Origin of the sequence: Paenibacillus sp. UNC217MF (assembly GCF_000686865.1) — a bacterium.
Classification (GTDB): Bacteria; Bacillota; Bacilli; order Paenibacillales; family Paenibacillaceae; genus Paenibacillus_B; species Paenibacillus_B suaedae.
Window position 1 is genome coordinate 337,325 of record NZ_KK366029.1, and the last position, 16,270, is coordinate 353,594.

The following is a 16,270-nucleotide window of genomic DNA, read 5'->3' on the forward strand; positions in this document are numbered from 1 at the left end:
TTTGCGGCGAAATTGATATGATGGAGATATAAGTGCTTCACAATAAACGGTATAAGGCAGGAGGAGAACAAATCTTGACAACGCTTTCATATGAAGGTCAGCAATTTATGCTTCAAGGCAAGCCTACACTGCTTATTTCTGGTGCTGTTCATTATTTCCGCATTGTGCCTGAATACTGGACAGATCGGCTTCGCAAGGTGAAAGCGATGGGCTGCAACTGCGTAGAGACATATATTGCTTGGAACGTGCATGAGCCGCGAGAAGGTCAGTTCAACTTCAAAGGAATGGCTGACATTGCGGAGTTTGTCCGCATTGCAGAGCGCGAAGGTCTGTACGTTATTGTGCGCCCAAGCCCTTACATATGTGCGGAATGGGAGTTCGGGGGGCTGCCGGCTTGGCTGCTGAAGGAAGATATGCGGCTGCGCTGCAGTGATCCTAGATTCCTAGAGAAGGTATCCGCATACTATGATGCCCTTCTCCCGCAATTGAAGCCGTTGCTTGCGACAGCAGGGGGGCCAATTATTGCCGTGCAAATTGAAAACGAGTATGGCAGCTATGGCAATGATCAGGCTTACTTGCAAGCTTTGCGCGGCATGTTGGTAGAACGTGGAATCGATGTCCTATTATTCACTTCAGATGGTCCTGGTGATGATATGCTGCAGGGTGGGATGGCCGATGGCGTGCTCGCGACCGTCAACTTTGGTTCGAGACCGAAGGAAGCGTTTGACAAGCTGAAACAGTATCAGTCAGATGCGCCGCTTATGTGTATGGAGTATTGGAACGGTTGGTTCGATCACTGGTTCGAAGAGCATCATACGCGCAGCGCAGAAGATGCAGCGCAGGTGCTGGATGAGATGCTGGGAATGGGCGCATCGGTGAACTTCTATATGCTGCATGGGGGTACGAACTTCGGATTTGGCAGTGGAGCTAATCACGGGGGACGCTTCGAGCCAACGGTAACCAGCTATGACTATGATAGTGCGATTAGTGAAGCAGGAGATATTACACCGAAGTATCGGTTATTCCGAGAGGTAATCGGTAAGTATGTATCGCTGCCTGAAGGTGACCTGCCTGAGAATATGCCTAAGACAGCGTACGGTGAAATCACAGTGAACCGAGCTGTGAAGCTGTTCGATACGCTTGCGTCTATGACGGATGTGAAGATGAGTATATGCCCGGAGCCAATGGAAATGTATGATCAGAATAATGGCTTTATCTTGTACTCCACTCAAGTGTCTGGTCCACGTACAGAATGCACGCTTACGATTCAGGATGTTCACGATCGTGCTCATGTATTCTTGGATCAGAAGCTAATCGGCATAGTGGAGCGCTGGGATCCCCAGAAGCTGGCGGTGACGATTCCAGAGGGTGGAGCGCGGCTTGATATTTTTGTAGAAAATATGGGGCGTGTCAACTATGGATCAGAGCTGTATGATCGCAAAGGGATTACGCATGGCGTTCGATTGAATGGGCAATTTCTGTTCCATTGGGAAGTGCGCAGTTTGGAGCTGGAGAATCTGAATGGCTTGCAATTCAAAACAGCTGATTCTGGGCTGGAGGGAGAGCAGCCGGCATTCTACGAGGCTACGCTATCAATTCAAGAGCAGCCGCAGGATACATTTCTTCGCTTGGATGGATGGAAGAAGGGTGTAGTGTTCGTAAATGGCTTCAATCTTGGACGTTACTGGGAAGTTGGTCCGCAGCAGACACTCTATGTTCCAGCACCAATACTCCGCCAAGGAGAAAACCAAATTGTCGTATTTGAGCTGCACACACCGGGGGACAAGCTTATTTTTGAAGCGGTTCCGTCCTTATAATGCCATATGTAGATTGTCGGAAATACAGAGCAGCCTTTCTTCTTCCGAGAAGGGCTGCTCACTTATTTTGCTTCACAACAAGGTTGATAAAAAATAATTGCCATTCGAACAGCACAACATGTTGTGCAGTGTGTGAATAAGGTTAATTACGGCCTAAGTCGATCAAAGTTAATCAAATGACCGGAAGCATGTTGTCAGCTTCAGCAGGAACGAGATCAGGAATGAGATCGATTCCGGGTTCCAGTACGGAACTAGGTTCTTCTACCACTTCGACTGTATCTTGAACGGCATCGGACAATGGTTCTGCCACTTCTTCATGATTTGGAGATCCAACAGTTGTCTGTATGAACGTTGTTACTCCTTGCCGGTAGCGTTCTTGATCGACGGAATAAGCGGTACCATGGCCGGCTCCCTCAATGAGGATCAAGGAAGATGTATCATGCTTCGCTTCATGCAGTTGCTCACTCATCCATGTCGGCACGAAACGATCCTCCTTGCCATGAATGAATAAGACGGGAAGGGGGCACGTCTTCATAATTCGTAATGGACTTACTTGCTCCATGCGGAATCCTGCCTTGCTCAGAAGCAATCGATTAATGAGTGCCATAGTAGGCCATGCAGGCATTTGATTCAGCTTCGTTACTTGATAATGAATGAGCTGTGTCAAATCTGAGTAAGGGCAGTCAGCCACAATGAATTGAACCTGTGGCCTGCGGATTGCTGCGTATTCGAGCACGGTTCCCCCACCAAGTGATTGACCATGCAATCCAATGATGCAATCCTTCCCCTTCCGTTCAACAATCCAGTCCACCCACATTTGCACATCGTATTTTTCTTTGTAGCCAAAGGTTGTGTACTTGCCTTCACTCTGACCATGCCTGCGCTGATCAATAAGTAGTACATTAAAGCCTTGCTCGGTGAACATATCCATAAATTGAGCTGACCAAGGAAGAGCTCCTGTATAGCCGTGAACAATTAGCGCAATCCGGCGTGAATTCGGAAATTTCTCCATATAATAGCCATGCAGCTTAATGCCATCATGGCTTCGGATAGTGACTTCTTCTTTGCGGCAAGCTTCAAATTGTTCACGAGTAAAGACCCCTTGCTGTTCAAGCATCTCCAGACAACGCTCGTAGGTGGAACATTTGGAGCGCGTCATATAGTGAACAGCATAATGGGGAATGAGCCAAGCAGACAGTAACAAAAAGATAATAATGCCAAATGCAATCGGTGTCAGCATTGCTGTCAGACCTCCAATCACGTATACATTAGTCAAGCATGTTGTCCGCGGATACGGATTAGGATGTGCAGATTGATGTCGATTTAACCGGACTCCAAGCAACCGTTGCAAGTAATGCTTCCAGTACTGAAGCATCGACCTAATAGCTAAGGAAAGATTCGTGTCATGCCTGAACGGGTAATGGGCTTATCAATATAGACTATGACCATATATACCTGTATGTGAAGTGGTATGAATTGCAGGAGCAGGATGGATTGGATTTCGGAGCCATTGTCCGTTACAATGGAACGGGGTAAGAGAAAGAACGAACTCGAGGGTCGAATAACATTCCGAAGCGGAATTATATACATAAGAAAGCTTGAACAATGCGGCAAAACAAATGGCTGCAGGCTGATTATTCGTACTTTCATGAACATTACACACAGAAATGCCGCTGATTTAGCTGCAAGCCTGTGTCACATTTCGTCAAAAACGTTTATAATGATTGCATAGACAAGCCCCGCCTCTGCGGGGTGTTGCCTTGTTCTGAGCGGGAACTGAGTACGTTCTACGCCATATGCAACGAGCGAAAGGATTTGGAACAATTATGTGTGGCATTGCTGGTATATATCATTTTCATGATCAACAACCTTCTGAACAAGTAGTACGCTCGATGATGGACTTGATCCACCATCGCGGACCGAATGACGCGAAGCTGTGGATTGGCGATCGTGTTGGACTAGGCTTCCGCCGTCTGTCCATTATCGACGTCGCAGTTGGAGCGCAGCCGCTCAGCAACGAGGATGATTCAATTTGGATTATTTTCAACGGGGAGATATACAATTATCAAGAGCTGCGTGAAGATTTGATCCATCGCGGGCACCAATTCAAGACACATACGGATACAGAGGTAATTATTCATCTGTACGAAGAGCATGGTTCGAAGTGTGTACATCATCTTCGCGGTATGTTTGGCTTCGCTATCTGGGATCGCAACAAGCAGGAGCTGTTTATTGCGCGTGACCATTTCGGGATTAAGCCTGTATATTATTATCAAAATGACGAGATGTTCGTCTTTGGTTCGGAAATTAAAAGCTTGCTGGCGGTTCCTGGTGTTCAACGCCAAGTGAACATGAACAGCTTCTATAATTATTTAACATTCCAATACGTACCTGATCCGAACACGATGTATCAAGGGATTCATAAGCTGCCACCTGCGCACTCTATCACAATCCCGTTCGGTGGAAAGCCGATCATTGAGAAGTATTGGGATCCAATGTTCGAGCCTGTGGATCGTCCATTGACACAAATTATCGAGGAAATTCGCGACGTCATGCGCGACTCCGTAGAGCACCATCTTCATAGTGAAGTGGAACGCGGCTGTTTCCTCTCCAGTGGGATTGACTCGACGATTACATCTACTTTGATGCGTTCGATGGAACCGATCAAGACATTTAGTGTCGGCTTCGAAGGCGCGAACAATGAGACGATTATTGCTCGGGATACGGCTAGACAGCTGGATACGGAGCATTATGATCGCATGATTACACAGGAGATGTACTTCGACGCAGTACCGCGGGCGATCTGGCACTTGGACGAGCCAGTAGCGGATCCATCCGCGATTGCTTTGTATGAGGTTGCTCGCTTAGCGAAAGAGCATGTCACAGTCGTATTGTCAGGTGAGGGCGCGGATGAATTGTTCGGTGGATACCGCATATATCGCGAACCGCATTCCCTTCGTTATCTGTCATGGATGCCTGAAGGCATGCAGCGTGCGATGCATAAGATGGTGCAGTCCGTTCCGTTCAACTTCTATGGCAAGAACTACTTGCTTCGTGGAACGACGCCGCTTGAAGAACGATTCCTCGGCAACGCGAACATTATGACAGATGATGCGAAGGTAGAACTGCTGCGTGCGACACAGTCCGAGATTGCTGACTTCACGAAGCCGTTTGATATCGCACGCACCTATTATGACCGTACACGCCACCTGGATCCTGTATCGCGGATGCAGTATATCGATATGAATCTGTGGATGCCTGGCGACATCCTGATGAAGGCGGATAAGCTGACGATGGCGCATTCGCTTGAACTGCGCGTTCCGTTCTTGGATCGCAAAGTATTCGACGTGGCCCGCAGCATCCCAGCCCATTACCGCATTGCAGACGGTACGACGAAATATGCGCTTCGCAAAGCGATGCAGGGCATTATCCCAGATTCGGTATTGAACCGTCCGAAGCTTGGCTTCCCGGTACCAATGCGCGACTGGCTGCGCACGGAACGTGCAAACATCATGTGGGAAGAGTTGTCCGCAAGCGGTATTGACCACCTCGTCAATTTGACGGCTGTTGAAGATATGTTCCGCCGTCACAAGAATGGACAAGGAGACTACTCCCGCAAGATTTGGACATTGCATGTGTTCGCCCTCTGGCACCGCACATACATGAAACAGCAATAAAATAGTGGATTTAGATAAGCAGCTCCTGTTATAAGCAGGGGCTGCTTTTTTTGCGTTCAAGTTAAATGGGAAGGGCATTATACTTGCGAACCCTATGTATAACTAATCTGCATATGGCAACAAACGTTGTATCAAAATGCTAAAAAAGCAGCAAGCTGATTCCCGTGATGGGAAAGGCTTGCTGCTTTTCATCTTTTCATCTATTTCGCATGTTGGCGAGAATTAATTCGAAGAAGCTTGCGGTTGCACTTTATCGTCAGAACCCTCGCCTGGCTTGCGCTTCTGCATCGCCTCACGGGAAATACGTCCGTTGCCGATCAGCAATGCAACGAAGATACCGACCACGATGAAGCCGAGACCTGTCAAGAAGACAGTGGAGAAGGAAGCAGACCAAGCATCCTTGATCGTATTCAACACGTTCACTTTCAAGTCCTCAGGAAGCTGTTTCAGCAAATCGCTGTTAATCAGCAACTGATACAGCGTATTGGAATCTGTACCAGTCTTGCTCAGAACGGCTTGCGTTCCTGGATCAGCACTAGCAGCTGCATTTGCAATATTTGTTGCAATGACGCTGTTCATAATAACGTTGAACAAGGTTGCCCCGATCGTCGATCCGATAGAACGGAAGAACGTCGTAGCGGAAGTGACTGTACCCAGCTTTTCGCGTGGAAATGCATTCTGTACAACCAGCGTAATAATTGGCATAACCATACCGATACCAAAGCCAAGTACAACCATGAACGAATAAGCTATCCAAGTTGAAGTGCTGACACCCATTGTACTCATGAGCCAGAAACCGATGGACGTAATGATCATGCCCATTGTCATAACCGCACGATAACGCATGCGCAGAACCAGCTGTCCAGCCAAGATGCTTGCAATAATCAAGGCAATCATCATTGGTGTCATCGTAGAGCCTGCTTGTGTCGGTGTTACGCCAAGCACCCCTTGCATGAACATCGGCACGAACATAATGGCACCGAACATGCCAAGACCAACGAGGAAGCCGAGTGCTACAGATACGTTGAAGATACGGCTTTTGAAGAGTGACATATCAATAATTGGTTCTGCTGCTCTGCGCTCAACGAAGACAAACAGAACGAAGAGCACCAATGCACCAGCAAACACGAGAATGCTTGTTGAAGAATCCCATGCATACTTGTTATGGTCAAGTGACAGCCCAAGCAGCAATAAGACGATACCCGGGATAAGAGTGAAAATTCCGAGCCAGTCGATCGAGATTTTTTTGCTCTTGTCTCGAGGCTCATCAATTGATTTCATGCCAATAAAGATTAAGATCGTTGACAATAAACCGAACGGAACATTAATAAGGAAAATCCAGTGCCAGCTGATATTATCAACAATAAATCCGCCAAAGAACGGACCGATGACGGAACTAAGACCGAAGATGGCCCCGAATACCCCTTGCCACTTGGCGCGTTCCTGCGGACTGAACATCATACCAATAATCGTCTGGGACATCGGCATCAGCATACCGCCGCCGATACCTTGGATCGCCCGATAAATAATTAACTGCTCCATATTCACTGCCGTTGCGCATAAGCCTGAACCAACAACGAAGATAAGCCAACCAGTCAGGTAGATGAATCGGCTTCCGAACAAATCCGCTAATTTCCCGGCAAGCGGGATGACTGCTGTAGAGCAGATCATATAAGCGGTTGTTACCCAAGCGAAGATGGCGAACCCATTGAGATCCTTAATTATCGTTGGCATGGCCGTGCCGACGATCGTCTGTTCCAGGGAACTGAAGAACATCCCCATAATCAGACCGAATAGTACCATATTGCGGCGAGATGCCGTATGGTCTTTCACTGTGGCCATTTATTAATCACCTTTCTTTCATGCTCGTTTATATGTTGTGTGAACGACTGACCTTCGGGTCAAAAAATAGCATGTTGATACTATAATCCCGATTGACCGCGAAGTCAATTGTTTTGGAACTAAAATATTTTTCATAATATTATGTTTGTGGTATGGTAGGAATAACGTAACAAACGATGCTGACTAGGCGGTCAAAAAGGGCTGAACCGAAAGTCATGACATACGGAGGACGGAACATGGAAGAGAAAAAACGTCTCATCATGGAAACAGCGCTCTCGCTGTTCGCTGAAAAGGGTTATCATGAAACCTCGATTCAAGAAATTGCAGAACGTATCGGAATTGCCAAGGGCTCAGTCTATTCCTTCTTTCGTTCGAAGGAAGAAATATTGTTCACAATATTCGACCATTATCACCAGATGATGTATGAATTAGCGCGGGATACACTCGCTGACAATTTGCCAGCTCGCCAGAAGCTGAACAAGCTCATTCACATTTCTCTGGAGCAGTTCGGCAGATTCAAGTTGTTCCTTACTCTGCAGCGCAAGGAAGCACACCTATATAAGAAGCGGGAAATTCGGGATATGGTTTTCGATTTCCGTGCAAAGCGCTTCTTTACCTTCCGCCAAGTAGTTGCTGAAGTTTACGGTCAGGAAGCGGAGCCTTATTGGATGGACTTAGCGACAATTATTAGTGGTATGACCATTGAGTTCATGAGTTATGCGACATTTGACCGGAAAAATGTGGACTTTGATCAGGTGTGCATCTTTATTGTAAATGTTCTGGATGCGACTGCGGAGTCACTTGTTCGCAAGCATGCCGAGCCTGTACTTACCATGGCGCTTATGAATGATTTTATGCGTTCCGGACACGTAAGCATGTCCAACTCGCAGCAGCAATTGCTGGATCAAGTGTGGCTGCTGAAGGATGCAGTGATGAGTGCGCCGTTCAGCTTGAAGCAGCGTGAGGAAGCGGAGCAAGCGTACACAGCTCTAGAGTCAGAGATATTAAGGGGAAGCGGAAAAACGGTAAATGCGAGAGCAATGGCATTGTTCCTCTGCTCGATGCCGGACGATCCAATTGAACAGGCGGCCAAGCGTATTCTAACCTTGCTGGAGCACACTTGCGAGTCAGAAGGGGATGAACGAACATGCAAGCGTGGCTGAACAGAATTGATCCGATCACGAAGGGGATATGGCTGTTAGGCACCGGTCTTGCCGTTATGATTAGCATGAAGCTGAATTGGCAGCTTGGCTGGTTCTTATCCCTGCTTATCATCGGAGTGACAGGCGCGGGGTGGTCAGGTGCGCGATGGAGAACGGTGCTCATTCTGCTGCTTGGCTTCGCTCTGCCGCTCTTTCTATTCCAGTGCCTAGTCCTGCCGGGTACCAAGATTCGGCTTACGGTTCTCGGATTGAATCTGACCGAGGAAGCGTGCCATACTTCACTCACGCTGACGCTGCGTGCATTGACGCTGTTCCTGTCGTCATTGCTATACGCTACGACTACAGAGCCGCGAGATGTTGTCACGGCGTTGTCCCATCATCTAAGGCTGCCGAATCGCTTCGCGTTCGCCGTTGCCATCGCGCTGCGATTCGTCCCTCTTCTCGCTGAAGAAGCACGCAATATTCGTGAGGCACAGCGGATGCGTCAGCTTACCGCGCCGCAGGGGATTGGTGAGCGAATGCGTCTAGCGGGGCAATACGTCGCTGCGGTTACGTCCAGTGCGATGCGCCGCGTTCAAAATGTAGCGACAGCAATGGAAGTAAAACAATTCGGGGCAAGCCTTGCTCGAACGTCATGGAGAACTTTGCGTTTTACTGCGCTTGGGATCAGCTTTGCGACTGCGACTGTAGGAGCTATGATTGCGACAATTCTTTTGGGTTAATAAAAACGTACACAATATTGATAGATTTGACTTGCATTTCCATGCCATCCCTTGTAACGTTAATGGTAGTTTATCTGTTGTGGGTTAACATATGCCGGTATCACAACGTTACATAAGTAGAAGAATTGGGGATGAGTCATCTATGAGAATGGGAAATGGAACAACTACAATGAACGAATCTCGTTTCTCGCTCCGTTCCCTTACACTAGCGGACTGGGTGCTGATGGCACTGCTTGCAGCTGCAAATGGTGTAATGACGACCGGGTTATCTTGGGTAAATAAGCTGCTGCACTCTGTTGGTGGACCAATGCTAACATCAACGATCGTCGGCTTGTACATGATATATGGTCTGCTTGCGATATATGTTATCCGTAAGCCAGGGGCAGCGTTGGTAACATATTCGCTTGGCGCTTGTGTACAAATCTTAATGGGAAGCGCATATGGGGCTTGGTCTTGTATTGCTGCGGCATTATGCTATGCGGTTGTGATTGAACCGTTGTTTTATGTATTCCGTTACCGTCAATACAATTGGTTCATCATGCTGTTCGTAGGTACAGCAGCAGTACCGCTGTGGTTTGTGGTTTCGGCCTTTATGTTCGGTTATATCCACTATGAGATGTGGGTACTTATTGCAACCTTAATTATCCGCTGTATAAGCGGGATGCTGCTGTGCGGTGCTCTAACCAAGATGATTGGGGATCGGATTGCTTCTACAAGAGCAATGCGCCCATTCGCACTAGGAAGAGAGTCACGCGGGCAGTAGTATGGTAGGGGGCCAGTTTAATATGAGAATCCTACAATCTAAGGAGGTCATGCGCGCTGAGCGTGTGGCCTTTACTTATTTTGGCGAGTCTGAACCAGTATTGCAGCCATGCAGCTTCTGTATCAAGTCTGGATCTGTTGTGCTGCTGGCAGGGGGAAATGGGAGCGGCAAGACAACGCTCCTCAAGCTGATGGCCGGTGCAATGCAGTCGCATGAAGGCCAGCAGCAAGGTGAATTGAGCTGCGGCATGGTGAAGGATGGACAGGCGCCAATCAGGGGCTTCATCCTGCAGGAGGCCAAGGAGCAGTTTGTGATTGGTACGGTTGAGGATGAGTTAGCCTTCGCACCCGAGAATCTTGGCCTGCCGCGAGAGGTCATCCATAATAGAGTAGAAGAGCAGCTTGATAAGGCTGATTTGCGTCAACTGCGCTTGCGTCAGGTTCAGCAGTTGTCAGGAGGCGAACAGCAACGTACAGCTGTTGCTTCTGTATTGACGATGGAGCCGGATGTGCTGCTTATTGATGACGCGTGGAGTCAGATGGATAAGGAATCTCGACGCCGTCTGTTAGAGCAGCTTCAAGCTTGGCATAGTCTGGGTAGGACGATAGTATTAGCCGCATCGCGCCTAGACGAGCTGTCAGACGAGTGGCAGCATGGCTGGATACAAGATGCACAGCTTCTTCTGTTGCATAATGGGAGAATGGTGTATGATGGAAAGATGCCTGTATATCCCGAAAGGGGTGGTTTGAACGGTCTATCCCATCCGAAGGACGAGCTTCGCTGCTTGGAGCTCTGTTATGAGGCAGGCATTATACCTCCGAAGTGGGAAGGGAAGGCTGAGACAACTATTATGTCCATGCAGGTGCCAGCCACTGTAAAACAAGGAAGTGCTGGAGACGATGCTGCTGTACGAGCAGAGTGTGCTGGGGGCGAGTGTAGTAGAATACTCGAAGAAGAAGTCCTTCTGCACTTATCGAAGGTAAGCTATCGGTATCATCCTATTGCTCATCGTGATCAGAAGCGTCGGCAGACAGAGGACGCGCTTCATAATGTTACCTTCCAGCTTAAGGCAGGGCGATGTATGCTGCTGACGGGCAAGAACGGGTCGGGGAAGTCAACCTTGTTCCGCCTTATAACCGGCGGCTTGTCGAAGCGCTCCGGCAGCATGGAAGGTGAATGGTGGATTGCAGGCCAATTGGGGCAGAAGCTGCGATCCTGTGAAGTGGCAAGACTTATTGGATTCACAGCACAGCAGCCCGAATCGGGCTTCTTTGCAGCGTCCGTGCAAGAGGAACTGCGAGATGCTCTCCATGCAGCGAATCAATGCGGGCGATTGCGCATAGAAGGACAGTCTTGGGAAGGCCACGCTGTCTACACGCATGAACAGGTGGAACGGGAAGTGGAGTCTCGCTTGCAGCAATATTGTCTATGGGAAGTGAAGCATCTGCATCCGCATGATATGCCAACTGGATTGAAGCGGCTGCTCAGTCTAGCAATTGCTTCGGCGCACGAACCTGAAGTCATTCTGCTTGACGAGCCGACAGCCTCCTTGGATGCGGTACATGCAGCCTTCGTTCGCGACTGGTGTCTGCGCCAAGCGGGACAGGGTCGCGCGTTGATTGTTGCCACACATGATCGCATGTGGGAAGAGGTAGAGCACCCGCGATTGATGCATGCTAATATGGATCGGGGCTCACTGCACATCAATCTATAGTGAATCATGAGCTGCGGAAGCTGTACGAGATTGAGGAACGAAGGAAGGGTATTTATGGGGAACGAGGCTTCTATGCAAGCTGGACGAAGCCGCAAGCTTGTCACACTTGCACTACTATTGTCGACCTTTCTGGCGGCAATCGAAGTAACAGTAGTAAGTACAGCAATGCCGAAGATTGTTGCGGATTTAGGCGGATTATCCTTGATTAGCTGGGTATATGCTGCTTATTTGCTTACTACGGCAATCTCAACGCCATTGTTTGGGAAGATGGCTGATTTATATGGCCGTAAGAACATATTTATTATCGGCTCCGCTCTGTTTGTAGGAGGATCGATGTTGTGCGGTCTATCGGGTACCATGACGCAGATGATTATATTCCGTGCTCTTCAAGGAATCGGAGCAGGCGCTGTAATGCCTGTTACCTTCACGATGGTAGCGGATATTTACACATACGAGGAACGGGCCAAGATTCAAGGCTTATTCAGCTCCATTTGGGGAATTGCTGGGTTGGTCGGGCCGTTAGTCGGCGGGTTCTTCGTCGATTCATTATCATGGCACTGGATATTCTACTTCAATGTGCCGTTCGGCATCGTGTCGGTATGGATGATCATAGTGTGCTTCCATGAGAAGGTGGAGCGCAAGGACAAGCCTGTCGACTATGCGGGGGCAGCGACATTCTCCATCGGGATGACCGCATTCTTGTTTGCGATTATTACAGGCGGACAGGGGATCGCGTGGAATTCTCCATGGATGTTCGCACTGTTTGGGACTGCGGCTGTGTTCCTTGTTCTCTTCTTCCGGATCGAAGTGAAGGCAAAGGAACCGATGGTGCCGCTCAAGTTGTTCCGGATTCGCGACATCGGGGTGTCAAACCTTGTCAGCTTCCTCGCAAGTGCGATCGTGATGGGGATCAGCTCCTATATGCCGCTCTGGACACAAGGTGTGCTAGGGCAAAATGCCTCCAGTTCAGGCCTGTCACTGACCCCAATGTCAATTGGCTGGCTGATTGGATCAATTGTAGGCGGCCGTATGCTGATTAAGATAGGGGCACGCGTGACATCGACGCTAGGGATGATATTGATCGTGATCGCTTCCATATGGCTGTCGACGATTTCGGATACAACCCCGCTTATTTTGATCGTAATCATTATGTCATTGTCAGGCCTAGGCTTCGGCCTGTCGTTCACGGTATTTACCGTCATTGTCCAGTCTTCTGTCGATTGGAGCATGAGAGGCGCTTCAACAGCATTGAACACGTTCGTACGGTCGTTGGGGCAGATGCTTGGCATTGCCGCGTTCGGGACATTCTTAAATGCGAGCATTGCATCGATGGTATCGGATGCGGGGCCTGACGTATCCTCGCGTGTCTCGAATGAGGATCTGAGCAAGCTGTTGAATCCAGAAAGTGCAAGCTCGCTGTCGCCTGATTTAATGGGTACACTGCGCTCTTTCCTGGAGTCAGGGCTAGGGCAGGTCTTCCTGATAATGGCTATTATCGCGGTCGCATGCTTAGTAAGTATGTTGTTCATGCCTAAGTCGACAAATTCCGGGAAATCATCCAGTCAGGATGAAGCATCTCCATCTCATTAAGGACAAATGCAATGATACTTCTTTACGTAACTTAACCTAAAACACTAAATAATCAGGTCGTTTTTCCAGCAGTAGAAACTGCTTGGAAGGGCGGCCTTTTTCTTATGGGGAATTGTTTCTCTTGCAAATAAATCACTCTACATTATCCTGCACAAAAGTAGGAAATTTTGGATTTGTGTCGAAGTATTTCGAAATAAGAGAAATGTACTGCTTCCATCTGTAAAGGAGTCACTCTGCCATGTCACGTACGTTACACCCATTGGCTTCGCTGCGTACAAGTATGCTGTTCGTGATACTGACCGTTCTCACTGCAGTGTTCTCTGTAATTGGACTCGAATTTTCATACGGTGCAGAGTTCATGCTGTGCGGGGCCACTCTGCTCATTATGCTTGTTCTGTATGGTTCGCACTGGGCGGCAATTATGGCGCTAATAATTGGACTGGGATATTATTTTTCAGGCTACGGTTCGTTTATATTGCTGCTTATTGGATTGGAAATGATATTGGTTGGATATATGTATGAACGGAAAAGGGGGTTCCTGCTTCTCTGGGACAGTCTGTTCTGGTTCGGAATCGGAGCCCCTCTTGCAGCGGTTTTATTTTGTCTGCAGACCAACGAGTACAATGCAGAAGCACTACTTCAATATTTTATGTTCGCAATGAGCGGACTATTGAATGCTCTGATTGCTGATGTGGTCGTTACCTATATGCCATGGAAACGGCTGCTGCCTGATCTGCGAACGAAGTCCGTATATCTCAATCAGCTTCTGATGCATCTCTCCGTCGCAATCGTGTTCATTCCGTTTCTGCTGAATATGCTGATTGATAGTCGCGATATGCAGCAGGACATCGAGCGGGATTCTTTAGCCAGAATTGAATTGCAAACCGCTCAAATTACAGACGCACTTCTGGAGATGGACAGAAAACAGCGCCAAGGGCTCAATCTCGGATCGATTATGGAGACAGGGAAGCTTCACGATAATTTAAAGCTCCATTCCCAGAATGGCTTATTGAAGTTGGCTGCATTCAATCATAAGGGCCAATTGGTCGCATCGAGTGATGAGGTGTGGTTCGAAAGCAATGCAGTGTACATGGAAGATACTGTACCTAATAAATCACCTGTTCGCATGGCCGCTCATCATTCACAAATTCGGAAGGATGCTTACGGGGTAAAGTCCTCTTTTTCCCGTATTCTGCCCCCTGACAGAAATTATGATTATGGAACAAGAAGGTGGAATGACGGTTATTATGTTTTGGAGGACAAGCTGACCGATCATCCGATCGCTAAGGTTGTTGGCTTTATTCCAATTTCCTATTTTCTACAAACGACGATTGACGTCTATTTGCGCAAGTTCCTGATGTTGTTCATGGTCTGCTTGTTGGCTACCGGGGTATCACTTGCGGTAAGCCGCTTCATTGTTCGCTCTCTTCGTGATTTGGAGGAGGCGACCGCGGGAATGCACCATAAATTGTTGAAGGACAAGACTGTCAAATGGCCTTGCATTCGAATCGGAGAGATTCGTTTACTTGCAATCAATTTCCGGGCAATGAGTGATCGGTTAACGGAAGTATTCAAGGAAATGCTGCGCATGAATGAGAAGCTGCTTGACCAGACGAAAATGCTAGAGCTGTCGGAAGAGAAGCTCCAGCATATTGCTTATTATGATACGCTGACCCAGCTTCCCAATCGGCATTACTTTACGATGAATGTAGAGCGGGCGCTGGAAGACGCGGATAACAAGGTTAGTTCATTGGCGTTACTGTTCATAGATATAGATCGGTTCAAGCATATCAATGATTCACTCGGCCACAATGTAGGAGATATGCTCCTTGTACAAGTTGCGCAGCGCTTGTCGGATTGTCTATCAAAACTGTCCGGTCGGCATTTGAGCTCTCGATATGGCGGGGATGAGTTCATCATTATGCTCGAAGACAGCTCCAGGGAGGAAGTGAGCGCGGTTGCTAAGCGGATTTTGCAGCGGCTGAGAGAGAGCTTCCTTGTACAGGCTCATGAACTATTTGTCTCCGCCAGCATCGGCGTATCCTTATATCCGGATAACGGATATGTATATACGGATCTGCTCAAGCAAGCAGATACAGCTATGTACACTGCCAAGGACAGAGGTGGCCATTCAGTGGTCTTCTACGATGAACTACAGCCGACTTTGCAGCCTGAGCGCATGTTTATGGAGACACGTTTGTACAAAGCGTTAGAACGTAGAGAGCTGCTGCTTCACTATCAACCGATCGTAGATGCATCAGGGAAAGTCACAGCCGCAGAGGTGCTGCTTCGCTGGCTTTCTGGTGATGAAGGGTTTATATCGCCGACACAGTTCATTCCGGTCGCGGAAGAGACTGGACTAATCGTTCCTATTGGGGAATGGGTACTTCGATCTGCATGCATGCAATACCGGATGTGGGCTGATGCAGGGATGCCTGCCTTCCAGCTGTCTGTGAATGTCTCGTTAAGGCAATTGCTTACGAATGACTTCGTCGCGACAATTGATCGAATTATTCGCGAGTGTGAGTTTAATCCGAGTGATTTGATTTTGGAGATAACGGAAGGATACGTTAACAAATCCACCGAGCAGGTCAACGAGGTATTGCACAATCTTAAGAAACGAGGAGTTCAAGTAGCGATCGATGATTTTGGAACGGGCTATTCCTCGCTGCACCGCCTAAAGACTTTGCCTGCTCATGTGCTTAAAATTGACCGTTCTTTTGTGCGGCATTTGTTCGCGGATAAAGTGAACACTGCGATTGTTCAAGCGGTGATCCAAATGGGAGACAGCATGAATCTTAAAGTGACAGCTGAAGGGGTTGAAACACCTCAGGAGCTTCAACAGTTGCTCACACTTGGTTGTAGGCAGTTCCAAGGCTATTATATTAGTCCACCGCTGGCAGCCGATGAATTCGCTGCTAGGTTCCCTGACTTTTCAAGCAAGCTAAGAAGCAATTCAATTGCAGCATATGGAGGTTAATT

10 protein-coding genes are annotated in these 16,270 nt (G+C 48.2%); 8 read left to right on the forward strand and 2 right to left on the reverse strand.

What is annotated here, in order from left to right; all coding sequences use genetic code 11:
* Positions 1–74 precede the first annotated feature (74 nt).
* Positions 75–1,817: a glycoside hydrolase family 35 protein gene (locus tag BP95_RS0125860; protein WP_028533581.1), complete on the forward strand. Its 1,743-nt coding sequence runs from the start codon at positions 75–77 to the stop codon at positions 1,815–1,817.
* 172 nt (positions 1,818–1,989) lie between these two features.
* Here BP95_RS0125860 and BP95_RS0125865 read toward each other — a convergent pair whose 3' ends face one another.
* Positions 1,990–3,057, reverse strand: a complete 1,068-nt coding sequence (locus BP95_RS0125865; protein ID WP_021256186.1) for an alpha/beta hydrolase — start codon at positions 3,055–3,057, stop codon at positions 1,990–1,992.
* A gap of 586 nt (positions 3,058–3,643) precedes the next feature.
* Between BP95_RS0125865 and asnB the strand changes: the two genes are divergently transcribed.
* Positions 3,644–5,494, forward strand: a complete 1,851-nt coding sequence (gene asnB / locus BP95_RS0125870) for an asparagine synthase (glutamine-hydrolyzing) (RefSeq protein ID WP_021256184.1) — start codon at positions 3,644–3,646, stop codon at positions 5,492–5,494.
* A 222-nt stretch (positions 5,495–5,716) separates the two neighbouring features.
* Here the strand turns inward: asnB and BP95_RS0125875 are convergent, their stop codons facing one another.
* A complete protein-coding gene (locus BP95_RS0125875; RefSeq protein WP_028533582.1) occupies positions 5,717–7,336 on the reverse strand; it encodes an MDR family MFS transporter in 1,620 nt (539 codons plus the stop codon).
* A 236-nt stretch (positions 7,337–7,572) separates the two neighbouring features.
* On the opposite strand from BP95_RS0125875, the gene BP95_RS0125880 reads away from it, so the two are divergent.
* From BP95_RS0125880 to BP95_RS0125905, 6 genes are all read left to right on the forward strand, one after another.
* The gene (locus BP95_RS0125880; protein ID WP_028533583.1) at positions 7,573–8,499 is read left to right on the forward strand and encodes a TetR/AcrR family transcriptional regulator; all 927 of its coding nucleotides are present in this window, start codon (positions 7,573–7,575) and stop codon (positions 8,497–8,499) included.
* Positions 8,484–9,221, forward strand: a complete 738-nt coding sequence (locus BP95_RS0125885; RefSeq protein WP_028533584.1) for an energy-coupling factor transporter transmembrane component T family protein — start codon at positions 8,484–8,486, stop codon at positions 9,219–9,221. The genes BP95_RS0125880 and BP95_RS0125885 overlap by 16 nt, the downstream gene beginning before the upstream one ends.
* Positions 9,222–9,363: 142 nt before the next feature.
* Positions 9,364–9,984 carry an ECF transporter S component gene (locus BP95_RS0125890; protein ID WP_021256180.1) on the forward strand — a complete coding sequence of 207 codons (621 nt, stop codon included), beginning with the start codon at positions 9,364–9,366 and terminating at the stop codon, positions 9,982–9,984.
* A gap of 22 nt (positions 9,985–10,006) precedes the next feature.
* Positions 10,007–11,698, forward strand: coding sequence for an ATP-binding cassette domain-containing protein (locus BP95_RS0125895; protein WP_028533586.1), 1,692 nt, complete (start codon positions 10,007–10,009; stop codon positions 11,696–11,698).
* A gap of 54 nt (positions 11,699–11,752) precedes the next feature.
* On the forward strand, positions 11,753–13,288 hold the full coding sequence (locus BP95_RS31410) for an MDR family MFS transporter (protein ID WP_051614192.1): 1,536 nt from the start codon (positions 11,753–11,755) through the stop codon (positions 13,286–13,288).
* Between the two features lie 238 nt (positions 13,289–13,526).
* Complete coding sequence (locus BP95_RS0125905; protein ID WP_028533587.1) at positions 13,527–16,268, forward strand: putative bifunctional diguanylate cyclase/phosphodiesterase; 2,742 nt, start codon at positions 13,527–13,529, stop codon at positions 16,266–16,268.
* The last annotated feature ends 2 nt before the right edge of the window (positions 16,269–16,270 follow it).

Coding starts and splice junctions, on each gene's coding strand:
- BP95_RS0125885 (WP_028533584.1), top strand. CDS start 8,484: ATGCAAGCGTGGCTGAACAGAATTGATCCGATCACGAAGGGGATATGG.
- BP95_RS0125890 (WP_021256180.1), top strand. CDS start 9,364: ATGAGAATGGGAAATGGAACAACTACAATGAACGAATCTCGTTTCTCG.
- asnB (WP_021256184.1), top strand. CDS start 3,644: ATGTGTGGCATTGCTGGTATATATCATTTTCATGATCAACAACCTTCT.
- BP95_RS0125895 (WP_028533586.1), top strand. CDS start 10,007: ATGAGAATCCTACAATCTAAGGAGGTCATGCGCGCTGAGCGTGTGGCC.
- BP95_RS0125905 (WP_028533587.1), top strand. CDS start 13,527: ATGTCACGTACGTTACACCCATTGGCTTCGCTGCGTACAAGTATGCTG.
- BP95_RS0125875 (WP_028533582.1), bottom strand. CDS start 7,336: ATGGCCACAGTGAAAGACCATACGGCATCTCGCCGCAATATGGTACTA.
- BP95_RS31410 (WP_051614192.1), top strand. CDS start 11,753: ATGGGGAACGAGGCTTCTATGCAAGCTGGACGAAGCCGCAAGCTTGTC.
- BP95_RS0125880 (WP_028533583.1), top strand. CDS start 7,573: ATGGAAGAGAAAAAACGTCTCATCATGGAAACAGCGCTCTCGCTGTTC.
- BP95_RS0125865 (WP_021256186.1), bottom strand. CDS start 3,057: ATGCTGACACCGATTGCATTTGGCATTATTATCTTTTTGTTACTGTCT.